This window comes from Ramlibacter lithotrophicus, from assembly GCF_012184415.1.
In the GTDB taxonomy this organism is placed as follows: domain Bacteria; phylum Pseudomonadota; class Gammaproteobacteria; order Burkholderiales; family Burkholderiaceae_C; genus Ramlibacter; species Ramlibacter lithotrophicus.
Genome location: NZ_VTOX01000008.1, coordinates 38,933 through 62,789, shown reverse-complemented (window position 1 = coordinate 62,789; position 23,857 = coordinate 38,933). Strand labels below are relative to the sequence as shown.

Annotated in this window: 25 protein-coding genes and 1 pseudogene; 8 read left to right on the top strand and 18 right to left on the bottom strand. The window is 69.1% G+C overall.

What is annotated here, in order from left to right; translation table 11 throughout:
• Positions 1-10 precede the first annotated feature (10 nt).
• On the bottom strand, positions 11-190 hold the full coding sequence (locus RAMLITH_RS19140; protein WP_168109053.1) for a DUF3606 domain-containing protein: 180 nt from the start codon (positions 188-190) through the stop codon (positions 11-13).
• Positions 187-654, bottom strand: coding sequence for a nitrous oxide-stimulated promoter family protein (locus RAMLITH_RS19135; protein WP_168109052.1), 468 nt, complete (start codon positions 652-654; stop codon positions 187-189). The genes RAMLITH_RS19140 and RAMLITH_RS19135 overlap by 4 nt, the downstream gene beginning before the upstream one ends.
• 122 nt (positions 655-776) lie before the next feature.
• Between RAMLITH_RS19135 and RAMLITH_RS19130 the strand changes: the two genes are divergently transcribed.
• From RAMLITH_RS19130 to RAMLITH_RS19120, 3 genes and pseudogenes are all read left to right on the top strand, one after another.
• Entirely contained in the window at positions 777-1,433 is a 657-nt protein-coding gene (locus RAMLITH_RS19130) for a cold shock and DUF1294 domain-containing protein (RefSeq protein WP_168109051.1), read from the top strand.
• A 124-nt stretch (positions 1,434-1,557) separates the two neighbouring features.
• Positions 1,558-2,421, top strand: a pseudogene (gene rarD, locus RAMLITH_RS25870) (EamA family transporter RarD); the annotation flags it as partial.
• A gap of 843 nt (positions 2,422-3,264) precedes the next feature.
• On the top strand, positions 3,265-3,558 hold the full coding sequence (locus tag RAMLITH_RS19120) for a hypothetical protein (RefSeq protein WP_168109049.1): 294 nt from the start codon (positions 3,265-3,267) through the stop codon (positions 3,556-3,558).
• Between the two features lie 50 nt (positions 3,559-3,608).
• On the opposite strand, the gene RAMLITH_RS19115 is transcribed toward RAMLITH_RS19120, so the two are convergent.
• The 3 genes from RAMLITH_RS19115 to RAMLITH_RS19105 form a co-directional block, all read right to left on the bottom strand.
• Positions 3,609-4,538 (bottom strand): hydroxyacid dehydrogenase, encoded by a 930-nt coding sequence (locus tag RAMLITH_RS19115; RefSeq protein ID WP_168109048.1) that lies wholly within the window; start codon positions 4,536-4,538, stop codon positions 3,609-3,611.
• The gene (locus tag RAMLITH_RS19110; protein WP_168109047.1) at positions 4,535-5,215 is read right to left on the bottom strand and encodes an RraA family protein; all 681 of its coding nucleotides are present in this window, start codon (positions 5,213-5,215) and stop codon (positions 4,535-4,537) included. The genes RAMLITH_RS19115 and RAMLITH_RS19110 overlap by 4 nt, the downstream gene beginning before the upstream one ends.
• 114 nt (positions 5,216-5,329) lie before the next feature.
• A complete protein-coding gene (locus RAMLITH_RS19105; RefSeq protein WP_168109046.1) occupies positions 5,330-6,295 on the bottom strand; it encodes a Bug family tripartite tricarboxylate transporter substrate binding protein in 966 nt (321 codons plus the stop codon).
• 106 nt (positions 6,296-6,401) lie between these two features.
• Between RAMLITH_RS19105 and RAMLITH_RS19100 the strand changes: the two genes are divergently transcribed.
• The gene (locus RAMLITH_RS19100) at positions 6,402-7,169 is read left to right on the top strand and encodes an IclR family transcriptional regulator (protein ID WP_168109045.1); all 768 of its coding nucleotides are present in this window, start codon (positions 6,402-6,404) and stop codon (positions 7,167-7,169) included.
• Between the two features lie 64 nt (positions 7,170-7,233).
• On the opposite strand, the gene RAMLITH_RS19095 is transcribed toward RAMLITH_RS19100, so the two are convergent.
• The 10 genes from RAMLITH_RS19095 to pxpB form a co-directional block, all read right to left on the bottom strand.
• A complete protein-coding gene (locus RAMLITH_RS19095; RefSeq protein ID WP_168109044.1) occupies positions 7,234-8,172 on the bottom strand; it encodes a LysR substrate-binding domain-containing protein in 939 nt (312 codons plus the stop codon).
• A gap of 168 nt (positions 8,173-8,340) precedes the next feature.
• Positions 8,341-9,642: a TRAP transporter large permease gene (locus tag RAMLITH_RS19090; protein ID WP_168109043.1), complete on the bottom strand. Its 1,302-nt coding sequence runs from the start codon at positions 9,640-9,642 to the stop codon at positions 8,341-8,343.
• 11 nt (positions 9,643-9,653) lie between these two features.
• Positions 9,654-10,175 carry a TRAP transporter small permease gene (locus RAMLITH_RS19085; RefSeq protein ID WP_168109042.1) on the bottom strand — a complete coding sequence of 174 codons (522 nt, stop codon included), beginning with the start codon at positions 10,173-10,175 and terminating at the stop codon, positions 9,654-9,656.
• A 76-nt stretch (positions 10,176-10,251) separates the two neighbouring features.
• A complete protein-coding gene (locus RAMLITH_RS19080; protein ID WP_168109041.1) occupies positions 10,252-11,241 on the bottom strand; it encodes a TRAP transporter substrate-binding protein in 990 nt (329 codons plus the stop codon).
• A gap of 61 nt (positions 11,242-11,302) precedes the next feature.
• A complete protein-coding gene (locus RAMLITH_RS19075) occupies positions 11,303-12,532 on the bottom strand; it encodes a pyridoxal phosphate-dependent aminotransferase (protein ID WP_168109040.1) in 1,230 nt (409 codons plus the stop codon).
• On the bottom strand, positions 12,529-14,148 hold the full coding sequence (locus RAMLITH_RS19070) for a hydantoinase B/oxoprolinase family protein (protein ID WP_168109039.1): 1,620 nt from the start codon (positions 14,146-14,148) through the stop codon (positions 12,529-12,531). The genes RAMLITH_RS19075 and RAMLITH_RS19070 overlap by 4 nt, the downstream gene beginning before the upstream one ends.
• On the bottom strand, positions 14,145-16,241 hold the full coding sequence (locus RAMLITH_RS19065; RefSeq protein ID WP_168109038.1) for a hydantoinase/oxoprolinase family protein: 2,097 nt from the start codon (positions 16,239-16,241) through the stop codon (positions 14,145-14,147). Before RAMLITH_RS19065 ends, RAMLITH_RS19070 begins: the two co-directional genes overlap by 4 nt.
• Positions 16,242-16,436: 195 nt before the next feature.
• On the bottom strand, positions 16,437-17,204 hold the full coding sequence (locus RAMLITH_RS19060; RefSeq protein ID WP_168109037.1) for a LamB/YcsF family protein: 768 nt from the start codon (positions 17,202-17,204) through the stop codon (positions 16,437-16,439).
• Entirely contained in the window at positions 17,204-18,184 is a 981-nt protein-coding gene (locus RAMLITH_RS19055; protein ID WP_168109036.1) for a 5-oxoprolinase subunit C family protein, read from the bottom strand. Before RAMLITH_RS19055 ends, RAMLITH_RS19060 begins: the two co-directional genes overlap by 1 nt.
• Positions 18,177-18,899, bottom strand: a complete 723-nt coding sequence (gene pxpB, locus RAMLITH_RS19050) for a 5-oxoprolinase subunit PxpB (protein WP_168109035.1) — start codon at positions 18,897-18,899, stop codon at positions 18,177-18,179. The genes RAMLITH_RS19055 and pxpB overlap by 8 nt, the downstream gene beginning before the upstream one ends.
• A 128-nt stretch (positions 18,900-19,027) precedes the next feature.
• Here pxpB and RAMLITH_RS19045 point away from each other — a divergent pair, with 128 nt between their 5' ends.
• Positions 19,028-19,747: an HAD family hydrolase gene (locus RAMLITH_RS19045; protein ID WP_168109034.1), complete on the top strand. Its 720-nt coding sequence runs from the start codon at positions 19,028-19,030 to the stop codon at positions 19,745-19,747.
• 70 nt (positions 19,748-19,817) lie between these two features.
• On the opposite strand, the gene RAMLITH_RS19040 is transcribed toward RAMLITH_RS19045, so the two are convergent.
• Positions 19,818-20,120, bottom strand: coding sequence for a hypothetical protein (locus tag RAMLITH_RS19040; protein ID WP_168109033.1), 303 nt, complete (start codon positions 20,118-20,120; stop codon positions 19,818-19,820).
• Between the two features lie 265 nt (positions 20,121-20,385).
• On the opposite strand from RAMLITH_RS19040, the gene RAMLITH_RS19035 reads away from it, so the two are divergent.
• A complete protein-coding gene (locus RAMLITH_RS19035) occupies positions 20,386-21,441 on the top strand; it encodes a patatin-like phospholipase family protein (protein ID WP_168109209.1) in 1,056 nt (351 codons plus the stop codon).
• Between the two features lie 65 nt (positions 21,442-21,506).
• Here RAMLITH_RS19035 and RAMLITH_RS19030 read toward each other — a convergent pair whose 3' ends face one another.
• Positions 21,507-21,929, bottom strand: coding sequence for a secondary thiamine-phosphate synthase enzyme YjbQ (locus RAMLITH_RS19030; RefSeq protein WP_168109032.1), 423 nt, complete (start codon positions 21,927-21,929; stop codon positions 21,507-21,509).
• A gap of 89 nt (positions 21,930-22,018) precedes the next feature.
• The gene (locus RAMLITH_RS19025; protein WP_168109031.1) at positions 22,019-22,399 is read right to left on the bottom strand and encodes a cupin domain-containing protein; all 381 of its coding nucleotides are present in this window, start codon (positions 22,397-22,399) and stop codon (positions 22,019-22,021) included.
• 215 nt (positions 22,400-22,614) lie between these two features.
• Between RAMLITH_RS19025 and RAMLITH_RS19020 the strand changes: the two genes are divergently transcribed.
• Together RAMLITH_RS19020 and RAMLITH_RS19015 are read left to right on the top strand one after the other, a co-directional pair.
• Entirely contained in the window at positions 22,615-22,998 is a 384-nt protein-coding gene (locus tag RAMLITH_RS19020; RefSeq protein WP_168109030.1) for an STAS/SEC14 domain-containing protein, read from the top strand.
• A gap of 127 nt (positions 22,999-23,125) precedes the next feature.
• A complete protein-coding gene (locus RAMLITH_RS19015) occupies positions 23,126-23,827 on the top strand; it encodes a 2-keto-4-pentenoate hydratase (protein ID WP_168109029.1) in 702 nt (233 codons plus the stop codon).
• Positions 23,828-23,857: the final 30 nt, after the last annotated feature.

Genomic DNA, 23,857 nt, shown 5'->3' with positions numbered 1-23,857 from the left:
CTGTCCTGGTTCACGCCCTGGTGTTGAGGTAGGCGCGAACCTTGTCCGGATCGCGTCCCACCTCGGTGATGATTCGCGTGAGCTCTGCCACGCTTACGCCCAATCGCGCGGACCACTCGCGCAGGTTGTCCGGCTCGTCCGGCCGGATGTGGCCTGGGTCACCCTGGCCAGGGTCCGCCACCTGGTTCATCGCCGGGTTTCTCCCAGGGCGGACCCCGCGCTGCCGTCCTGCCCGGGCCGCGTCACTTCGCGTCCAGCGGTGCCCGCAACGTCGCTCGTCGCCCCGCCGGACTTCTTCGCGGGCAGCATGGGGACGGGGCGGCGCTCGTCGATCAGGTGGGCAATGGCCATGATCGGGTGGCGCACCATCATGCGCGGGCCCGCCCAGCGCATGACGACGCGGATCCGCTCGCGCATCCCGGCGCCATAGCAATGGACGACGCAGTTGGCGCAGGTGGGCTTCGCATCGCCGAAGACACATCGTTCCAGCCGCCGCGTGGCGTAGGCCAGCAACGCAGCGCAATCCGTGCACAGCGGCGCCCCGATTTCGTGGCGATTTCCGCGGCAATACAGGCCCACCATCGTTTGAATGATCTTGAGCTCGCGCCGGCGGCGCAGGAAGCGTTTGTCGGTGATGAATTCGACGATCTGCATGGGTGTGGGCGGCCGGCCGCTCGGGTGGGTCGACCCTGGGCGGTGTCCCCAGCCGCGATCATGCCGGAAAAGGCAAGGACTGCGCCACGCTTGTCCGGCCGCCGCGCCTGACAATGGCGGCCATGCGAAAAGAAGGGACCATCGTCCGCTGGGACGACGCGAAGGGCTTCGGCTTCATCCGCAGCCGCGATGTCGCGCAAGACGTGTTCGTCCATGTGCGCGACTACCGCTCCACCGGCGGCGAGTCCCCTCGCCAGGGATTGCGCGTCAGCTTCGAGGACATCCACGTCGGCAGCAAGGGCCCACGGGCAATGGCCGTGCAGCCGGCAGTCGAACCGCGTGGCAGCAGTTCCCCGCCCCAAGCTCCCCGCGCGCCGGCGCCGCGGCGCCATCAGGGGGCCGGCCGGCGCGCGCCAGCGCCGCGCGCCGGTGGCTGGTGGGCCCTGCCCCTGATGGCGGCGTATGCACTCGCACTGTCCTGGCTTGTCTGGCAACGGCAGCTGCCGTGGTGGGTGCTTCCTGCTTCCCTCATGCTGAACCTGGCGACCTTCTTCGCTTACTGGCAGGACAAGCATGCGGCGCAACAGGGGCGCTGGCGCATCAGGGAGGACACCCTTCACCTCTGGAGCCTGGCCGGCGGTTGGGGCGGCGCGTGGTTTGCGCACCAGGTCCTGCGCCACAAATCCGCCAAGGCGAGCTTCCGCGCCACCTACTGGGTCACCGTGGTCATCCACTGCGCCGCCGCGTCCGGCATCTGGTGGTTCTCGCGAACTGCTTGATCTGGCCGGACCGCTGGCCCGTGTCGAGGCAGGCGCGAGCACGCGTGTCGACGGGGATCTTTTCCCTGCGTCTTCCGGTCCACGTGGCCGGCGTCCCCGAGGCCCAGCGGCGAGAATCGCGGCCATGTCTTCCGGTGTGCTCCAGGCGGCCCTCGCATACGCGATGTGGGGTCTGTTCCCGCTCTACTTCCAGCTCGTGTCGGCCGTGGCGCCGCTGGAAATCGTGCTCCATCGCGCGCTGTGGTCGCTCGCGTTCGTGCTCCTGCTGCTGGCGGTGCTGCGGCGCTGGGCGTGGCTGCGGGACATCGCGCGCTCGCCGCGGACCGTGGGCATCTTTGCATCGAGCGCGCTGCTGCTGTCCGCCAACTGGCTGGTCTACGTCTGGGCGGTGAACAACGGCCGCGTCGTCGAATCGAGCCTGGGCTACTTCATCACGCCGCTGGTCAACGTGCTGCTCGGCTACTTCGTGCTGCGCGAGCGGCCGCGCCGCGCGCAGTGGTGGGCACTCGCCATCGCCGCGGCCGGCGTGCTGTGGCTGACGCTCTCCACCGGTTCGCTGCCGTGGGTCGGGCTGGTGCTGGCGGCAAGCTTCGGGATCTATGGACTGCTGCGCAAGACCGCCCCGCTCGGCGCGCTGGAAGGCCTGGCGCTCGAGACGCTGCTGCTCGCCCCGCTGGCCGCCGGCCTGCTGGCCTGGCGGGCGTCGCATGGCGGCAGTGCCCTGGGCGGCGGCGACGCGGCGTTGCTCGGCCTGCTGGCGCTGGCCGGGCCGCTCACCGCGTTGCCGCTGCTGCTCTTCGCCGCCGGTGCGAGGCGGCTCCCGATGACGACGCTCGGCGTGCTGCAGTACATCGGGCCGACGATCCAGTTCGCGCTCGGCGTGTGGCTGTTCCACGAGCCGTTCGCCGGAGCGCGGCTGGCCGGCTTCATGTTGATCTGGGCGGCGCTGCTGATCTATACGGCGGAAGGCTGGATGTCGATGCGCCGCCAAGCCTTGCGCGAGATCCCCCCGCATTGGCAGAATCGCGAACCTGCTTCAGCGGAGCCAGCCATGCACAAGGTCGTGGTCGAACGCCAGATCGAGATCGCCCGCCCCATCGAGGTGGTACGGCGCCAGTTCGTGGACATGGAGCACCATTGCACGGGCAATGTCCACCCTGGGCTGGAGGTCGCCAACCTGCGGCCGGCCGGGCAAGGCTGCACCTTCACGGGCCGCCGTCGCGTGCTCGGCCTGCTGCAGGAGGACGAGATCGAGGTCACGTCGCTGCCCGATGGAAACTCCACGCTGCGCAGCGTGGCCGGAACCAACGCCGGCCTGCTGATCACGCAGATGTTCGAAGCGACCGGGCCACAGTCCACCCTGGTCAGCATCAAGGTGGAGATGCCCGTGGCGGGCGCGATGAAGCTGCTGCGCCCCCTGGTGCAGGCCGGACTGGCGCGCGACACAGAGAACGCGCTGCGCCAGGACAAGGCGGACCTGGAGCAGCGGTACATGTTGCCGGCTTGAGCGGCATCGTCGTAGTCCGACGCGTATCCGCACGACGCAAAGTACTGGCCGCGGTTGCACGCGATCGCCGATCGCGGCGTCGAGCCGGCGTCGCTGGAGCCGCGTGCCGCCTATGCACCCCGCCGCGGTGCTAGACTTGCCCCATGCAACCCCGCACGTCGATCCCGGTCATCATTCGAATTCCCAGCTGACCGGGCACGTGCGCGTCGTCCCGGTCAGCCGGGTCGACGCTCCGGGCCTCCTCGCCCCCTCTTCGATCCACGCGCTTTCTCACCGCCGGCCTGCGCATGGCCGGCTGTCGTCGAATGACCCGGGATCGAAACGATGAACCTTTCCGACTCCACACGGACCGCGCCCAGCCTGGTGCAGGTCTATCTCCTGGAACGCGATGCAGGCCTGCTGTGCCGCATCCTCGGCCTGTACGCGGCTCGCGGCGTGGACGTGCTCGGCGCGGACTACGCCTGGGCGGCGCGGGACGTCATGAAGCTGCGGGTGTCCGTGGACGGCCGCCATGCCGACACCGACGAGGTCGTGCGGGTGCTGGTCGACAAGGTGTCGACGTTCATCGGCGTCCTGGCCGCGTGCGAGCAGGTCGAGGCGGAGCGGCGGGCGGCGTAAGCGCGGCGTCGCTGAGCGGGCCGCGGCTCGAGGCGACTGCCGCCGGATCGCTACGCCGCTTGCGGCTGGAGGACCGCCAGCACGTTGCGTGCGGCGCCGACCCCCATGGCGACATACGCGTCGTGGGTCACGCCGCCGATGTGCGGCGACAGCACGATGTTCGGGTGACCCTGGAACGGGTGCGGCGCCGTCATCGGCTCGGTGGCGAAGCTGTCGAGGCCGGCGGCGGCCACCTGGCCGGAGCGCACGGCATCCAGCAGGGCTTGCTCGTCGACCAACCCGCCGCGCGCGGTGTTCACCAGCAGCAGGCCGCGCCGGCAGGCCGCCAGCGTTTGCGCGTTGACCAGGCCCCGGTTCCCGGCCGTCAACGGGCAGTGCAGCGAGATCGCGTCCGACTCGCGCCAGATCGTGTCGAGGTCGACGCGCCGCACGACGGCCGGAACGTCCTGCGCGAACGGATCGTGGCCGATCACCTTCATGTCCATCGCATGGCACATCCGCGCGAAGCGCTGGCCGATCGCGCCTAGTCCCACCAGGCCGATGGTGCGACCGCGGAGTTCGACGCTCTTGTGCGTTGCCTTGTCCCAGTGGCCGGCATGCATGCGCGAGTCGAGCTGCACGACCGACTTGGCGCAAGCGAGCAGCAGCGCCAGCGCCTGCTCGGCCACCGCGGCGGCGTTGGCGCCGGCGGCCGCGCGCACTTCGATGCCGCGCTCCTGGGCCGCCTGCCTGTCGATCGTGTCGGTGCCGCTGCCGTGCTTGGAAACGACGCGCAGCGCAGGCGCCGCGTCCATGACCGCCGCCGGAATCCTGCCATAGCGCACGATGATGGCCACGGGATCGTGGCGCTGGCACAGCGCCACGAGGTCCGCCTCCTGCGGCGCCTTGCCGGCATAGACGACGTCGAACCCTTCCAGGAGCGCCAGCGCCTGCGGCGCCAGGTCGGCCCCCGTCACCAGGATCACCGGGCGGGCGCTCATAGGCTTTCGCCCTCCTTCAGCACGCCCGCGGCACGCAGCGCGGCAGCGAGCCACGGCGCACTGGTATTGCCGTCCTTGATTTGCGCGATCCGCGCGGCTTCGTCCTGGACCTTCTTGCGCGCGAGCGGCAGCAGCGCTTCGACGCGCTCGCGTTCCACCACCACGACGCCGTCCGCGTCCGCCACCACCAGGTCGCCGGAGCGCACCGTCACGCCGCCGCAGCTGACCGGATGCCCGATGCGGCCGGAGACGTTCTTGGTGGGGCCGTTGGGATTGGTGCCGACGCAGAACACCGGGAAGCCCATCTCCTCGATTTCCAGGCTGTCGCGCGCGGCGCCGTCGATGATCACGCCGGCCAGGCCCAGCTGGCGGCAGGCGGTCATCATGATGGTGCCCATCAGCGCCGACGTGCGGTCGCCCTTGCCGTCGATCACCAGCACGTCACCGGGCCTGGCCAGGGCGATGGCGGCATGGATCATCAGGTTGTCGCCGGGGCGAACGTCCACGGTAAGCGCCGGCCCCGCCAGCCTCATGTGCGGGCGCAGCGCGGCGATGCGGCCATGCATGGCGCCGCGGCGGCCGGCCACGTCGGCGAGGATGGCGGCCTGGAACTCGCCGGCCTGGCGCACCAGGTCGGGGGAAACGCGCTCGAAGTCGCGCAGGATGTCTTGTGTCATTGCGTTCTCGTGAAATGAAAGGCGCAGGCGCGGGCCGGCACGGCCGCGGCGGCAGCGCCGCGGCTCGAACGGGCGGGAGCGGATTGGCGGCGGCTCGGCGCGCGCGCCGGCCGGTCAGTCGATCCTGGCGTTGGATTCCTTGACGATCTTTCCCCAGCGGACGATGTCGTCGCGGATCAGGGTCGCGAACTGTTCCGGCGTGCTCCCCGCGACGTCGGCGCCCTGGTCGCCCAGTTTCTTGCGCAGTTCGGGATCCTTCAGCACCTTGTTGATGTCCGCGTTGAGCTTGGCCACGACTTCCTTGGGGAGGTTGGCCGGCCCGACGATGCCGAACCAGGTCACCGCGTCGAACCCCTTGTACGTCTCGGCAATCGCCGGCACCTGCGGCAGGTCATCGGCGCGCCTGGCCGAGGTCACGGCGATCGGACGCATCTTCCCGCTCTTGATGTAGCCCAGCAGCGTGGGGATGGACGACACGTACAGGTGCACCTGCCCGCTGATCACGTCGGTGGCTCCTTGCGCCGCGCCCTTGTAAGGGATGTGGGTGAGCTTGACGTTCGCCGCCTTCTGGAAGGCCTCGGCTGCCAGGTGGGCGACGGTGCCGTTCCCGGAGGTCGCGAAATTGATGGTCGCGGGCCGCGCCTTCGCCGCGTTCACGACGTCGGCCAGGCTCTTGAACGGCGAGTCCGCGCCCACCACGATCACCAGCGGCGCGCTGGCGACCAGGCTCACGGGCGTCAGGTCCTTCAGGGGATCGTACGGAAGCTTCGAATACAGCGTGGGATTGATGGCCAGGTTGCTGGTCTGGCCCATCACGAAGGTGTAGCCGTCGGGCGCCGCCTTGGCCGCCGCATCGACGCCGATGTTGCCGCCCGACCCGGGCTTGTTGTCCAGGACGAAGGTGTAGCCGGAACCCGCCAGCCGGTTGGCGACCTCGCGGGTGATCAGGTCCGTGCCACCGCCCGCCGGAAACGGCACGACCATGCGCACCGGCTTGGCGGGCCAGGCCTGGGCGTGGAGGCTGCCGGACAGGATGGCGCCGGCGGCAATGGCGACGAGGGAACGACGGGAAATGTGCATTGGGTGTCTCCGGTGAAGATGCGCGCCCGAGCGGCGACAGGTCCGGACTCTAGGTCGATGTTCCGCACCGTACAATACCGTTTCATGCGGTGGACCACGGTGCGAGATGCGCAACACGGACGAAACAAGCGGTGAGCGACGGACCGCCGAGAAGGACGGCGGCGTGATCGCCGTCACCCGGGCCCTGTCGCTGATGGAAGCCTTCACGGTGGGCGAGTGGGCGCTGAGCCTGGCCGAGCTCAGCCGTCGCGCACGGATGCACAAGACGACGGCCCTCAGGCTGGCCCGGACCCTGGCGCTCAGCCAGTACATGGTGCAGACGGAGGACGGCCAGTGGCGGCTGGGGCCCGCGGCCGGGTGGCTCGGTGCACGGTACCAGGCCGGATTCGACGTCAACAACGTGGTGGAGCCCGCGCTGCACGAACTGGTGAAGCAGACCGGCGAGAGCGCGTCGTTCTACGTGCGCGAAGGCGACATCCGCTCCTGCGTCGCCCGCATCGAAGGACCCCGGTCGGTCCGCCACAACGTGCGCATCGGCGAGCGCCTGCCCCTGGGCAGCGGCGCGCCCGGGCGGGTGATCCTGGCGTTCAGCGGGGCCAAGGGCGAACCCTATGAAGCCATCCGGGAGCGCGGCTACCACATCTCGATGGGCGAGCGCGAAGCCGAGGTCGCCAGCGTCGCCGCGCCCGTCTTCGGCCTGAACTGGCGCCTGCTCGGCTCCATGTGCATTTCGGGACCCAGCTCCCGGCTCACCAAGGGCCTGCTGGAGAAACACGCGAAGATGGTCATCCGCGCGGCGAACCAGCTTTCGTATGCGCTGGCCGGAACCCGGTCGCCGGCCACGCCGGCCGCGGTATCGCGCTGGCACCCGTGACGCAGGCCGGGTCCGGTGCGCCGCTTCCTCTTTGGGCGGAAGCCCGCGCCGCCGCGCACCCGCATCAGGTACGCGCGTTTCCCAGCGCGAGCCGGCGGGCGACGCTCCAGTCCTCGTCGAACAGCCAGCGGTACAACGCCGCAACGGACGCCACCCGCAGCTTGGAGCGCGGCGCCACCAGGTAGAACCCCGGTACGTCGCTGGGCGGCATGTCGCTGAGCACCTCGCGCCCCAGCGGGGCCACCAATGCCCCGGAGCGGATGTCCTCGTCGGCATGGATCTCGGACAGCAGGCCGACGCCAATGCCCTGCAGCGTCGCGCGGCGCATGGTGGCGGAGTCGTCGAACCCGATCTTGTGCACCGGCGGCCGTTCGTCCACGCCGAGGTGCCGGAAGATGTCTTCCCAGAGGCGCTTCGCGGCGATGGAGTTCAGCAGTCCCACCCGCGCCAGGTCGGACGGGCTGCTGATGTTTCTCGCAATCGCCGGCGTGCAGCATATGACCTTGGGATCCGAGACCAGGTGGGTCCAGTCGTAGCCCTTCCAGTTGCCGTACCCCCACTGGATCGCGATGTCTGCCTCGTCCTGCTCGAAGTCGGGCAGATGGACGCTGGTCGTCAGGCGGATCTCGGTGCTGGGGGCCGCCTCCCCGAGGACCGACAGGGTCGGCACCAGGTAATGCGTCGCGAAATACGGGCTGACGTTCAGCGCAACGTAGCTGCGGTGGTCCGACTTCGTGACGCGCCGCACGCCCTCCGCAAACTCGTCGAAGCCCGACTTGACGAAGGTCGCCAGCAGCAGCGCCGACTCCGTGGGCTGGAGGGAGCGGCCCTTGCGCTCGAACAGCGTGACCTTGAGCGTTTCCTCCAGCAGCTTGATCTGCTGCCCGACCGCCTGCGGAGTGACCGACAGTTCCTCGCCCGCCCGTTGCAGGCTGAGGCATTGGAAGACGACGTGGAAGGCGCGCAGTGCAGTCAGGGACGGCAGCCGGGCCCTGCGGGGCATCGCCAGGGTGGCCCCGCGCATCACGTGGCCCCGATCTGATCGTGAGTGGTCATTCGAACGTCACCTGCTGCCAACGGCCGCCCTTCCGGGCGACCGTCAGGGCCATTATTGCGGCCGGGTTCCGTGACTCGACTCCGTGTTTCCACCCGTCCCGGCCGCCGACGGCGGCTACCTCATGATCTGCGGCCCGATCAGCACGATCTGGGGGAAGACGACCGTGAGAACCAGCACGGCCATCAGGAGGAAGAAGTACGGCATGGTCGCGCGGGTCACCGTCAGGATGTCCTTGCCCGTGATGCTCTGCAGCACGAACAGGTTGAAGCCGACCGGCGGCGTGATCTGGGCGGCTTCGATCAGGATCGTCATGTAGATGCCGAACCACAGCAGGTCGATCCCGGCGGCCTGGACCATGGGCAGGACCACGGAGGAGGTCAGGACGATGATCGAGATGCCTTCGAGAAAACAGCCGAGGATCAGCATCAGGATCGCCAGGACGCCGAGCAGCGCATAGCGCGACAAATGGAACGCATCGACCCAGGAAGCGAGGGTGCGGGGAATGTCGACGAAGGCCACGGCGATCGTCAGGCAGGCCGCGCAGGCGATGATGAAGGCGATCATGCACGAGGTGCGCATCGCCGCCATCACGCCTTCGACGAAGGTCTCGCGCGTCAGGGACCCGGTGATCGCGGATAACGCGAGCGCGCCCATCACGCCGATCGTCGCCGCTTCGGTCGGCGTGGCAAGACCGCCGTAGATCGAGCCGATGATCGAGGCGATCAGCAATGCAACGGGGACCAACCGGCGCGAGTGGTACAGCTTCTGGCGCAACGGCATCGACGGGCCGGGCGGCGGCATGCGGTCCCGGTGGACGATGCTCCACAGCGCCGTGTACCCCGAGAAGAACAACATCAGCAGGATGCCCGGGATGATTCCGGCGATGAACAGCTTGGCCACCGAGACTTCGGCGGTCACGCCGTAGACGATCATGATGATCGACGGCGGGATCAGCAGGCCCAGCGTGCCCGAGCCCGCCAGGGTGCCGATGGTCAGGTTCAGCGGGTACTGCTGGCGCTGCAGCTCCGGCACGCTCATGCGACCGATGGTGGCGCAGGTCACCGCGGAGGATCCCGCTACGGCCGCCATGATGCCGCAGCCCAGCACGTTGACGTGCAGCAGCCCGCCGGGCAGACGGTTCACCCAGGGCGCCAGGCCCTCGAACATGTTGGAGGACAGGTTCGAGCGGAACAGGATCTCGCCCATCCAGATGAAGAGCGGCAGCGCCGTCAAGGCCCAGCCCCAACTCGAGTCCCAGAGCGTGGATGCCACCAGCGAGCCCATCGGCGCCGTGGAGAACAGGCCCATCAGGACCATGCCCACGGTCAGCAACGACAGCGCGATCCAGAAGCCGCCCGCCAGGAGCAGCAGGAGCAGCCCGGCGAGGACGAGCGAGGCGATTGCGGTGTTGTCCATCTTGCAGCGCCTCAGGCGACGGGCGCGTCGATCCGGACCTCGTCGGGCGCCCCGTAACGCGAATCGCGCCCCCCGAGCAGCCAGACCACTTCATCCAGCAGGGCGATGGACAGGGCCGCGACGCCGAGCGCGGCACCGGTCTGCGGAATCCACATCGGCATCGCGAGCAGTCCCGGGCTGACGTCGCGGAAGTTGAACGACTGCAGCGCCAGCAGGCCGACGTTCCAGGCGAGATAGCCGGTCACGGCGGCACCGAGCAGGCAGTTCAGGATGTTCATCCGGTGCCGCAACCGCCCCGGCAGGCGGCTCGTGAGCAGGTCGATCCGCACGTGCGAACCGTGGCGCATCGTATGGGCCAGTCCCAGGAAGGTGGCGGCTGCCAGGCAGAACCCCGACGCTTCGGTGGCATCCAGCGTGAGGCCGCGCATGCGCCAGGCGATCTGCGCCAGGATGCACACGCCGATGCCCACCATGAACGCGGCGGCCAGGTAGCCGCAGACGAGATAGAAGCTGTCCAGAACCGATCTGACCATGTGAGACCTCGCGTCGGCAAAGCGCGGCGGCGCCGCGGGCCCGGGGACCGGGCGCCGCCGGCCCGCGGGCTCGTTGTTACTTGAGACTGCTGCGGTAGGTCTCGTAGACCGCCTTTTCGTCGGGCGTCGCGGTGGCGAGCCATTCGGCGATCATGTCCTTGCCGATCTCGTCCATCTTCGCGAGCACGTCCTTGGGCGCCTGCGCAATCACCATGCCGTTCTCCTTGAGCGTCTGCTCGCGGTCGGCGCTGGCCTTCTTGCTCATCTCGAATCCGCGCAAGGTGGCGGCGTTTCCGGCATCCAGCACGATCTTCTGCAGGTTCGCATCGAGCTGGCGCAGCGCACGCTCGTTCACGATGATGGCGTTCTTGTTGTGCATGGTGCCGGTATAGGTAAAGTGCTTGACGTTCTCCCACGCCTTGACGTCGACACCGGTCTGGGCGCTGGTCCAAAGCGACTGGATCATGCCGGTCGAGAACGCCTGCGGCACTTCGGCGAACGGAAGGATCAGGGCCTGCATTCCGAGGCGGTCGCCGAGTTGCTGCGTCTGCTTCGAGTAGATCCGCAGCTTCTGGCCCTTCAGGTCCGCCAGGCTGTTGACGGGCTGCTTGGTGTAGAAACCCTGGCCGGGCCACGGAACCATGGTCACGAGGCGCATGCCGTTCTTCTTGAACATGTTGTCGAAGAACGGAGCCTGGGCATTGGCGAGCTTCATCGCCTGGTTGTAGTCGACCGCGACGCCGGGCGTGTTGTCGAGGTTGTACATCGCGGCTTCGTTGCCGTAGACGCCCAGGCGGATCTCGCCGATCTGGATCTGGCCGGACTGCACGGCGCGCTTGATCGCGTCGAGCTTGATGAGGCTGTCGTTGGAGCGCAGGTCGATCTTCAGCTTGCCGCCGCTCTTGTCCTCGACCTCCTTGATGAACTGGCGGATGTTCTGGGTGAAGAAGCTGCTCTCTGGATAGCCCGAGGCCATCGTCCAGGTCGTCTGCGCCTGGGCCGGCAGGCTCGCGCCGGCGGCCGCGAGCGTGAACACCATCGACTTGAGGAAGGTTCCGATACGCATACTGTCTCCTTTGGTGAAAGATCCAACGACTACCGCTACGTCTGCTCCAGAATCCGTGTTGTCATGCTAGCAAAGGGTGTGCCACGGGCGCGGTCAACGCGGCCACGGCGCGGGAGATGCGGTCCATGGCCTCGGTGAGCACGGCATCGCTGGCGGCGGTCGAGATGCGGAAGTACGGCGACAGGCCGTAGGCGCTTCCGGGCACCGATGCGACGTGCCCTTCCTGCAGCAGGTAGGCCGCCACGGCGACGTCGTCGCGCAAGATGGCGCCGCTCGGCGTGCGCCGGCCGATCAGCCGCTCGCAGCCGAGATACGCGTAGAACGCACCGGCCGGCGGCGCCAGCGTCAGCCCCTCGATGGTGCGCACCCGGCCGACCACGAGGTCGCGCCGCCGCTCGAAGGCGCCGCGGAACGCCGCGACGCAGTCCTGCGGTCCCGTCAGGGCAGCCAGGGCGGCTGCCTGCGCCACGGCGCACACCGAGGTGACCGACTGGCTTTGCACGACGGACATCGCCGTCACCAGCGGGGCCGGCCCGACGGCATAGCCGACCCGCCAGCCCGTCATGGCATATGACTTCGAAACGCCGTTGACGACGAGCGTGCGGTCCCGCAGCCCCGGGCAGGCCTGCCCGAACGAGGCGAAACGGTGTCCGTCGAACAGGATGTGCTCGTAGATCTCGTCCGACAGCACCATGACGTGGGGATGCCGGGCCAGCGCCTCGCCGAGCGATTTCAGTTCGTCCGCCGAATACACGGCGCCCGACGGATTGCCTGGCGAGTTGAGGAACAGCCACTTGGTCCTCGCACCGATCGCCGGCGCGAGCAGTTCCGGTGTCAGCTTGAACCCGGTTTCCGCCCCGCATTCGACCACCACCGGCGTGCCGCCGACCAGCTTGACCATCTCCGGATAGGAAACGAAGTACGGCGCCGGCAGGATCACCTCGTCGCCGGGATCGAGCGTCGCCATCAACGCATTGAAGATGATCTGCTTGGCCCCGTTGGCCAGCGCGACATCGGCAGCCGAGCAATCCAGGCCGTTCTCGCGCCTGAACTTGGAGGCGATGGCTTCGCGCAGTGCCGCCGTGCCATGGGCGGCCGTGTACAGCGTCTGCCCAGCCCGGGCCGCCGCATGGGCCGCCTCGACGATGTGGGCCGGCGTCGGAAAGTCGGGCTCCCCCAGCCCCAGGTCGATGACGTCGACGCCGCTGGCGCCGAGGGCCTTCGCGGCCTGCGAGGCCGCCATCGAGGCGGACGGCTTGACCGCGGCGAGCCGCGACGCGAGGTAGTTCATTTCGCGTCGACCGTGACGTAGCCGCGCAGGCGATCCAGCGCCCTCTGCTCGGCGCTGCGCTTGGCGGGATCGCCGTGGCCCCCGCCACCCGGCAGTTCGAGGATCAGGCGGCGCCCCGCGGGCACGAACTGCCAGCCCTTGGGCCGCAGCCGGGTGCCGTCGTCCAGGCGCGCGATGCCCACGGCGCCGTCCTGGCCGCCGTCGCGGCCTCGCGGCGCATGGCGGGTGCGGTCGAGCATCGCCGAGAAATCGAATTCATGGCCGGCCGCCGCTTCGATTTCGATGATCTGTCCCAGTCCGCCGCGGCATGCGCCATCGCCGCCGGAGTCCGGCCTCAGTTCCTTGCGCCAGACCACGACCGGACCGGTCTGCTCGGTCGCTTCGACCGGCATCGTCTGGACGCCGGAGGGAAAGGCCGTCGCCGAAAGGCCGTCGAGCCCCGGCCGGGCGCCCATGCCTCCCGAGTTGAACATCAGAACTTCCGCGTGGCGCCCGGTCTTGCCGGCCACCGGCCGGAACGACATGTGGAAGTTCCACAGCGAGCCGGCGCCCTCGGCCAGGATCTGCCCGGGCAGCGCCTTGGTGAGCGCCCCCAGCACGAGGTCGGGCACGAGGTGGCCGATCACGTGCCGCAGCGACACCGGCGCGGGCCGCTCCGCGTTGAGGATGTTGACCGGGGAGGTCACGTGCACCAGCTGCAGCAAGGCGGAATTGTTGGGGATGTCCGGCGCGACGATGCACTTGAACCCGTATGCCGCATACGCCTTGGTGTAGCTGATCGGGACGTTGATGCCCCAGCGGCTGACGGGCGAGGTGCCGGTGCAGTCGATGTGCACGCCGTCGTCGGCGATGGTGACGGCGGCCACCAGCCGCACCGGGTCGTCGTAACCGTCGGAGGTCAGCTCGTTGGCCCAGGTGCCCTTGGGCAGCGCGCGCAGGCGCTCGAGTGCCGCCTCGCGCGTGCGCGTGAAGATGAATTCGCCGAGCGCGTCGAGCGACGTGAGGCCGATCTCGCTCATCATGTCGAGCAGGCGGCGATGGCCCACCTCGTTGCAGGACGCCAGCGAATAGAAGTCGCCGACCAGCTGGTTGGGCTGGCGCACGTTGGCCCGCAGGATGTGGATCAGGTCGCGGTTCACCACGCCCCGGTCGATGAACTTCATGATCGGGACCAGGATGCCTTCCTCGTAGACGGACTTGCCGTCCGCCCCGAACCCGCGGCCGCCGACGTCCACCACGTGCGCGGTGCACGCGAAGAAGCCGACCAGCTCGTCGCCGAGGAACGACGGCGACACCATCGTCACGTCATGCAGGTGCCCGGTGCCGTGCCAGGGATCGTTGGTCACGTAGGTGTCGCCCGGATGCATCTGGTCGCGCGGAATCGCGGCCATGAAGTGCCCGACGGCCTCGGCCATGGTGTTGACGTGGCCCGGCGTGCCCGTGACCGCCTGGGCGAGCATCTCGCCGCGCGGATTGAACACGCCGGCGGAGAGGTCCCCGGCTTCGCGCACGGAGGTGGAGAAGGCGGTGCGCAGCAGCGTCATCGCCTGTTCCTCGACCACCGAAATGAGGCGGTTCCACATGACCTGCATGCGGATGTCCCTGATGTCGCTCATGCGCGGTGCTCCTTTGCAACCAGCAGGATGGAGCCGTCGACCTGCAGCACGGCGTCGAACAGGCTGGAGACGATGGTGGCAGTCTCGCTCTCGACGATCACGGCCGGCCCTTCGATCCGGTCGTCGGGTTCGAGGTCTTCGCGCCGGACGACGCCGGAGGCGAGTGCGCTGCCGCTCGCGGCGTCGAAGATGGGTCGCGTGGCCGCGGGCCTGACCACGCGCCGGCCGGCGAGCAGCGCGTGCCGCGCCGGTGCCGGGCGCTCGTCCTGCACCTTGACCGACCAGGTGACGATCTCGATTTCCAGGCCGTCCAGGCCATCGATCGGCCGCCCGAAGAACCGGGCGTAGCTGTCGCGAAACGCCTGCACGATCAGCGCGGCATCGTCGGCGCCGAACGTGCGATCGGGCAGAGGCACGGGAATTTCCCAGCCCTGGCCGGCGTACCGCATGAACGCCGTGGTTTCCCTGCGCAGCGTGCCGCTGCTGCCGGCACGAACGAAGCGCTCGGCGGTCTCGCGCAGGTGCGCGAGCAGGGCATTGGCGCCGGCGGCGTCGAATGCGGACATGTGCGTCAGGCGCGATGCCACGGCCTCGTAGCCGAAGGGCGCCTTCAGGAATCCGATGGCCGAACCGACGCCGGCACCGCGCGGGATCAGGCAGCGGCTGACGCCGAGCTTCTCGCACAGGCGCGCGGCATGCAGCGGAGCGGCGCCTCCGAACGCGATCATCACGTTGTCGGAGATGTTCTTGCCGTTCTCCACCGCGTGGACCCGGGCGGCATTCGCCATGTTCTCGTCGACCACCTCCGAGATGCCGAAGGCCGCGGCCTCCAGCTCGAGGTCGAGCGGGGCGGCAACGTCGCGCCGGATCGCGTTTTCCGCGGCGGCCGTGTCGAGCACGATCGCGCCGCCGGCGAAATTCCTCGGGTCGATCTTGCCGAGCACCAGGTCGGCGTCCGTGATGGCAGGCCGCTCGCCGCCCCGTCCGTAGCAGGCCGGCCCGGGCTCGGAGCCGGCGCTCTCCGGGCCGGTCTGGATGCGGCCCATGGCATCGACGGAGGCGATCGAACCGCCGCCGGCACCGATCTCGATCATCTCGATCACCGGGATCGACACCGGGATGCCAGAACCCTTGGCGAAGCGGTAGGTTCGCGCCACCTCGAAGGTCCGCGCGGTGCGCGGAGCGGATTTCTCGATCAGGCAGATCTTGGCGGTGGTACCGCCCATGTCGTAGGAGACCACCTGCCCGAGGTCGAAGCGACGGGCGATGTCCGCGGCGAAGATCGCGCCGCCGGCCGGGCCCGACTCGACCAGGCGCACCGGAAATTCAGCCGCCGTTTCGACCGATACCAGTCCGCCGCCCGAGTGGATCAGGAAGACCGGGCAGCGGCCGCCCATGTCACGCAGGCGCCGCCGCAGCCGCAGCAGGTAGTCGGCCATCAGCGGCCGGACGTACGCGTTGGCGCAGACCGTGTTGAAGCGCTCGAACTCCCGCATCTGCGGCGAAACGTCCGAGCTGATCGAGATCGGCAGGTCGAGCCGCGCGGCAAGGATGTCGCGCGCCCGCCGCTCGTGCGCCGGATTGATGTACGAATGCAGGAAACCGACCGCGACCGAGCCGAAGCCGCCCTCTGCAATGTGCCGCGCGATGCCGTCGAGCGCGGCTTCGTCGAGGGGTTGCAGTTCGCTGCCGGACGCGTCGATGCGGCCCGCGACGGGGAAACGGTCCTCGCGCGGGACGAGCGGCGGCGGCAGGCGCAGATTGATGTCGTACTGCGCGAACCGGCTTTCGGTGCGCATCTCGATGACGTCACGGAAGCCCGCGGTCGTGACGAACGCGGTACGCGCGCCGCGCCGCTCGATCAAGGCGTTGGTGGCGAGCGTGGTGCCGTGGATCAGCAGCCCGATGTCGCCGATCGCCACGCCCGATTCGCGCAGCACGATGTCCAGGGCGTCGAAGATCGCCTGCTCGGGCGATGCGTAATCGGTCAGGACCTTCGCGGAGAAGAGGTCGCCGCGGACGTCGAGGACCACGTCGGTGAAGGTGCCGCCGATGTCGGCGCCGACCCGGATGTCCTGGGATGGCCCGCTCATGCCCGCGCCCGCCCGGTCCGGGTTGCGCAAGCGGACGAAACGATCGGCCGGCAGAGCCCGGGAGGGGTCGCCGCCCGATGCACCTTGTGTGTCGCGTGTCGCATCATGAACTTCCTCGATTCGAGGGCGCAGTATGCGGGGCGACTCCCGGGACGAGAAGCAAGAACTTTTCGAAAAGCGAAAGTTCTTCTTTCGTCAGGCCGGGATCGAAGGCGGCCTCAGCTCGATGCCGTCTTCGCTCAAAGCCGCGCGCAGTCCGACGGCGAACTCGACGGCGCCGGGCTGGTCGCCATGCAGGCAGACCGTGTGCGCCTCGATCGGAATCTCGCGTCCGGACAGTGCGCGCACCCTGCCCTCGTGCACCATGCGCCGCACCTGGGCGACTGACTGCCCGAGGTCGGTGATCATTGCCCCCGGCAGGCGCCGCGGCGTCAACGTGCCATCGTCCTGGTAGCTGCGGTCGGCGAACACTTCAGATGCGACGCGCACGCCGAGGCCGCGGGCCGCCTGCACAGTGACGCTGCCGGCCAGGGCGTACAGGATCAGCGACGGATCCACGTCGCGCACGGCGCGGGCGATCGCCTCGGACAACCGGATGTCTCGGGCCGCCATGTTGTAGAGCGCGCCGTGCGGCTTGACATGCGCCAGCCGCGTCCCTGCGGCCGCCGCCACCCCCTGCAATGCGCCGATCTGGTAGACGACGCAGTCGTAGGCCTCGTCGGGGGACAGCGCCATTTCGCGCCGGCCGAAGCCTTGCAGGTCCGGCAGCCCGGGGTGCGCACCGACCGCCACCCCGTGGCTGACGGCCAGTCGCACGGTGCGGGCCATGGTGCCCGGATCGCCCGCGTGGAAACCGCAGGCGATGTTGGCGGAAGTCACGTGCGCCAGCAGCGCCGCATCGTCGCCGGCGCCGTAGACGCCGAAGCCTTCACCCATGTCGCAATTCAGGTCGAGTGTCTTCATCACCGCGGCTGGCCGGTTGGCCCTCCATTCAAATCGTCGAAGAAACGAGCCCGCTCGATCAGCAGGCGCTGAGCGGCGTCGATGTCGATCGCCGCGAATCGAAGGTACTCCCCGGGAGCGCGCTGCGCAAGGCGCGGCAGGTCGACGGCGGCCACCTGCGCGATGCGGGGATAGCCGCCCGTGGTCTGTCGCTCGGCCATCAGCACGATCGGCTGCCCGTCGGGCGGCACTTGCACGGTGCCGAAGGCCACCGCCTCCGAGAGCATGTCGCGCCGCTCGCGGCGTTCGAGCACCGGGCCCTCGAGCCGGTAGCCCATGCGCTCCGACTGGACGCCGATGCGCCATGCCTGCTCCAGCCAGTTCGCTTGCGATGGCGTCGTGAACGCGCCCCACTCACGCCCGGGGAGCACCCGGATGGGGCCGGAATCGTCCATCGCCGCCAGCAGCGCCGCCGCGGCCGCGCGGGCGTCGGCACTGCGCTGCGGCGGCGACGAATCGTGGTCCCCGAGCAGGAGCACGTCGCCCTTGCGCAGCGGACGTCCGTGGTACCCGCCGAAGCCGGCCCGGGCGTAGGTGCTGGCACTGCCCATCACCTGGTCCACGGCGAAGGAACCACGCACCGCCAGATACGCGCGCAGGCCCCGCACGCGAGGGCCGAACTGCAAGGTGGCTCCGGCGGGGACGAGCTCGGCAGCGGCCGGCCGAACCGCCCTGCCGTCGATCGTCATCGAGAGGTCCGCGCCGCAGCATGCGACCAGTGCATCGGCCGCGAAGCGGAGCGTGGGGCCGAGCAAGGTGATTTCGAGCGTGGCGGCGGACGCCGGATTGCCGACGAGCGCATTCGCCAGGCGGTGCGAGATCTCGTCCATCGCACCGCCGACCGGCACGCCGAGGTGCTGGTAGCCATGGCGCCCGAGATCCTGCAGCGTCGTGAAGGCGCCCGGCTTGAGGACCTCGACGGCAGCGTTCGGTTCAGGCATGTCCGTGCCGCTGCAGCGCAGCGAACTCAGGGGCCGCGATGGCGACGAACCGGACGCGGTCGCCCGGCGCGAGCAGGCAGGGTTCGGCCAGCGTGGGGTCGAACAACACCAGCGGCGTGCGGCCGATCAGGTTCCAGCCGCCCGGCAGCTCGTACGGATAGATGACGCACTGCCGGTTGGCCACGGCGACGGTACCGGCGGGCACCCGCGTCCGCGGCGTGCCGCGCCGCGGCACGTCGAAGGCGTCGCCCCACAGGCCGAGGTAGGGATGCCCGGGAGCGAAGCCGACCATGAACACGCGCCCGACGACCTCGGTGTGCTGGCGCACCAGGTCTTCCGGCGTCGTGCCGGCCCGCGCGGCGAGCTCCGCCAGATCGGGTCCCCAGTCGCCGCCGTAGCAAACCGGGATTTCCACCGTGCGCGGCCCCGTGATCCCGGCCGCGGGCGGCGCCGCCAGCAAGGCCATCACCATGTCCTCCAGTGCAGTCAGCGGCGTCTGGCCGGTGCGCAAGGGCAGGGCCTCGGGCCGGTAGTGCAGACCGACCGCCACGAAGGAAGGAACGACATCGGTGATGAAGTCCCAGCCGGCGGCTCGAACCCGGGACGCGAATTCGCAGACGCGCAGGTTGACCTCGACGCTCAACTGGTCGCCGAACGCCACGGCGAGACAGCGCTCGCCCACCGGCGTCAACCGGGGCAGGTGCTCGGAATTCATGCCTGCGCGCCGAGACGGATCAGGTTCAGCAGCAAGAGGCCGACGGGAATGAGGCTGCGCATGGGCTCGAGGATAGCTCCGGACGCCGAGCCGGGGCCGGGAGCAGCCGTGCGGGACAATGTGCGGCCATGCCCGCGTTGCGATACAAAGCCGTGTTCTTCGACCTCGACGACACCTTGTTCGACCACCGGGCGCATCGGCGGGAAGCGCTGGCCGCGCTGAGGGCCGCCGTCCGATTGAACGGGGACGTAGCCGCATCGCTGGAGGCTGCTCACGAGCGGCACCTCCAGCGAACTCACGGCTTGTTGCTCGCGGGCGCCATCACGCTCGAGCAGGCGAGACTCGAGAGACTTCGTGGAGCGCTGGCGGACCACGGCCTCGAAGTGGATGACGAACGGCTGGCATCGCTCGAGGCCGTCTATCGTTCGGCATACGACCGGCACTGGAGGTCCGTGCCGGGCTCGGTGGAACTGCTCGACGCGCTGAAGCGAGCCGGCGCGTGGGTGGCGGTGGTCACCAACGGTCGCAAGAACGACCAGCTTGCCAAGCTGCAGCGGCTGGGGCTGCTCCCGCGCGTCGACGACGTCCTGATTTCAGAGGAGCTGGGGTGCGAGAAACCATCGCTTGAGTTCTTTGCGCTGGCCGCGAAAAGAGCGCGCTGCCAAGCCTGCGAGTGCGTCATGGTCGGGGACCTCTGGAACACGGACATCGTCGGTGCGACAGCAAGCGGGATGAGTGCCGTTTGGCTGAACCGATACCAACGCGACCCGCAAGCAAATGCAGCGGCCACGGAGATCAGGTCTTTCCAGCCGCTCGAGTCCGTCCTGGAGCACTTTCTCCAGCCGTGATTCGCCGCTTCCGGCCAGACGCAGCCGTCTACTCGCTTCTGCGGCCGGCCGTCGAACTTGAAACCGGCAGCTACACGGCCCACAGTTCGTCGCAGGTCCTGGAGGCGTCGACCAGCGGCGCCATCTCCCCGAGCAGCTTCTGGAACGCCGGGTCCTGGGCAACCGTCGCGCTGTCGACCCGCCACTTGTCCAGGGAGTCGAGCTGCGCGACATACCGTACGCGAAGCGGCGACCCGGAAATTGCCCGCTGCACCTGGATGTCCACGCCCACCGCCTCCTTGTAGTACTTGACCACTTGGGCGACCAGCGATGCGCCGCGCGCCGCGTCTGCCATCGACCTGAATGTCACTTCGCGCGTGAAGATCGTCGCCATCGTGGGCTCCTTCGGTGGTGGTGGAGAGAGGCCGGAATGGTGCGCGCCGCGCCCACGGAACGCGCACGTGGTTTCCCTCATGGCGTTGCATCCATATCCCCAGGTCCAGAGCGAGTCGCACGGTAGGCGTCCGATCGGGTCGCAGCGGTTCACCGGCTGTAAGCTATGCAGATTGCGTCCACGAGCGCTCCATGGACTCTTGCCCGTGTCTTCTGTGTCCCTCCTTTCCGGCGGGCGTCTGAACGCCCCGACCCGCGTCGCCGGTGTGGCCGCCTGGTGTCGCCCGCTGGGCCTCCTGGCCGTTGCGGCTGTTGCCGCCTGCAGCAGCGCGCCACCTGCCGGCCCCACTGCAGGAAGGGCGATCCCGCTGCCCGCGCAGGCCGCGGTGGCATCCCCTTCCCTTCCTGCCATCAAGGTGGGCATCGCCCTGGGCGGCGGCGCAGCCAAGGGCTTCGCGCACATCGGCGTCATCAAGATACTGGAGGCCAACGGTTTCACGCCTGACGTGGTGGCTGGCACCAGCGCGGGCAGTGTGGTCGGGGCGCTCTATGCCAGCGGCATGGACGCGTTCGAGCTTCAGGAGAAGGCGGTTGCGCTCGATGAAGCCAGGATCCGCGACCTGCAGCTTTCCTCGGGCGGCCTGTTGCTGGGACAGAAGCTGCAGGACTTCGTGAACGAGCAGGTGCGCAGCCAGTCGCTGGAGCGGCTCGCCAGGCCTTTCGCGGCGGTCGCAACGCGGCTGGAGGACGGCGAGCGCACGGTCTTCGCCAGGGGCAACACGGGCCAGGCCGTGCGGGCTTCCAGCAGTGTGCCGGGCGTGTTCCAGCCCGTGCCCATCGGCAAGCACCATTTTGTCGATGGCGGCCTCGTCAGCCCGGTGCCGGTCGATGCGGCACGCCAACTGGGTGCGGACGTGGTCGTCGCGGTGGATATCTCCAGCAAGGCCCGCGGCCAGACTCCCAGCGGCATGCTCGGTACGATCGGCCAGTCGATTGCGATCATGGGGCAGAAGCTCGGACAGGCCGAGCTGTCTCGCGCCGATGTCATCGTGCGGCCGCAGGTCCTCGACATCGGCGGGGCCGACTTTTCGCAACGTGCCAGCGCCATCCTGGAGGGAGAGAAAGCGGCCTTGGCCGCAATCCCTCGGTTGCGCGAACGCATTGCGCAGTTGCAGGCAGCGCGCCATCAAGCCGATCGACTCGCGAAGCAAAGGGCAGCCGAAGCGCAGCACCAGGCCTGCCTGGAGCAGCGCTCGCGCTTGCAGCGGCTGGCCGGCCTGGCGGGCCTTGACGGCGCGTGTCCTGCGCCTGCCCCTGGGTGACCGCCCCCGCGGCTGACCTCGACGGCCAGTCCCGGCCCATGAGCGGACGATGCGAACCCGCGCGTTCAGCGCTCCCCCAGCACGTGCAGCATCACCTCGCGGCGGTGACCCTGCCTCCGGTGCTCCCACACGTAGATGCCCTGCCAGGTGCCGAGCGCCAGCGCGCCGCCCTCCACGGGCACGGCCAGGCTGACGGCGGTCAGCGCGGTGCGCACATGCGCGGGCATGTCGTCCGGGCCCTCGTCCTGGTGGCGGAAGAGCGCATCGCCATCGGGCACGAGCCGCGCGAAGAACCGCTCCAGGTCCTCGCGCACGGCAGGGTCCGCGTTCTCCTGGACCAGGAGACTGGCTGAGGTATGCCGCAGGAACAGATTGGCAAGACCGCGGACGATGCCGCTGGCGGCGATGCGTTCCTGTAGGCGGTCGGTGATTTCCACCAGGCCGCGCCCCGACGTGGGGATGATGATCGTGTCGAGAGATTGCCGCATCGGCGCATCTTAGACCGCGCGCCGCACGGCCGCTCGCCGCCGAGCGTCGGGGCGCGAGCCGTGCATTCCCGGCCGGCCCAGCCGCGGCTTCAGGATGGTTCGAACATCACCACGCGGCAATCGCGGCTGCCGACGTTCTCGATCACGTGCCCCGGTATTGCGGCCTGGACAGTGCCCGAGCCCGACTTGGTGTACAGGACGCGGGAAGAGCCGTCGGGCGCATGGGCACGCAGGCTGCAGTCGTCCACGAAGTAGAGCGCGCCGGCGGGGTGCGAATGTGGCGCATCCCGGTGCCCCGCCTTCCAGGTCGCGAGGATGATCTTGAACTGCTCGTTCTGCGAGATGACGTGGTAGACGTCCGGCGATGCTTCGTACGAGCGCGGCAATGTCTGCGCCTGCACAGACCCGGCCAGGGCCGCGCAGAGCGGCAGCAGCGTGAGGGCCGTCATCCGGGACAGGGCTGTCGACATGATGTTGCATCCTCCATTCGGGTGGCCGGACCGGCCACCGACCTAGCATAGGTCCCGGCCCTGGAACCGAATTTGCGCTGCCTCAAGCGGGCGAATCTCTTCCTCGAGGCCTGCCCGCCCGCGATGCGCGGACGCGGGTCGCCGGGCAGGTCTGCTTCCAACCGGGCGCGGACCTCGCCCCTGCGCCGCGCTGCCGCGCGCTGTAGCATCGCACCATGCAAGACCAACGCATCTGGGTGGAGCCGGTCGGCTCGGTCATCGTGGCGCGCCTGCGCGGCAAGCCTACTGCCGAGATGCTGCGCGAATGCGAGGCACGCGTGGTTGAACTCACTCGCGACACCCCGCACGTGCGCGTGCTGTACGACGCGCTGGAACTCGAGGCGCCAGAGATGGATCTGGTCCTCCTGCAGAAGCAGCTGGACTCGCAGCGACAGGCCGGTCTCGGCACGACCTCGCTGCGCACCGCCATTCTCGTTCCGAACACCCGGATCGCGTACCTGTCCCGCATCGCGTTCGGTCACGTGGGCGAGGCGAACTATCGTGTCTTCTACAACGACCTGTCGGCTGCGATCCGGTGGCTCGAGTCGACGGGATCATGAATCAGCTTCCAGGAGAACCGGCGTGACGGACCAATGGCTTGCTCCAGGCGCATCACGGGACGCCGCGCGGATCATCGCGGCCGCGCGAAAGAGCCGGAACGCGCTTGCGCCCCTGCCGCAAGCGGCCATGCCGAAGAGCATCGAGGATGGTTACCGGGTCCAGGCCGAAGTGCACCGGCTCCTGGCCACCGAGCTCGGTCCACTGGCCGGCTACAAGATCGGCTGCACCAGCGAGGTGATGCAGAAATACCTGGCCATTCCGCACCCATGCGCCGGGGGCGTCCATGCACGCGGCGTGCACCAGAGCGGCGTCGTGCTGGACCCGGCGGACTTCGTCCGGGTCGGTGTCGAGTGCGAGATCGCAGTCCGGCTCGGCGAGGATCTCGCTGGCGCGGCAGCACCCTTCACCAGCGATTCAGTGGCCGGCCGCATCGAGTGCTACCTGCCAGCGATCGAAATCGTCGACGACCGCTACGTCCAGTGGGAAACGCTCGGCGCACCGACGCTCATCGCCGACGATTTCTTCGCGGCCGGCATCGTTCTCGGGCGTCCGGTCGCCCGGTCCGCCATCGCGGACCTCATCGATGTGCAGGGCCGGGCCCTGATCAACGGCCAGGAGCGCGGGCAAGGGACCGCGGCCGACGTGCTGGGCCATCCGCACAACGCCTTGGCATGGCTGGCCAATCACCTCGCGAGCCAGGGGACGGGACTGCGTGCGGGCGAAATCGTGATGACCGGCAGCCTGGTGAAAACCGTCTGGCTCGATCCCGGCGACCAGGCGACGATGGACTTCTCTCTCCTCGGAAGCGTGCAGGTCTCCTTCGCCTGACGCGCGCCGGACCCCGATCGTCCGACGCCG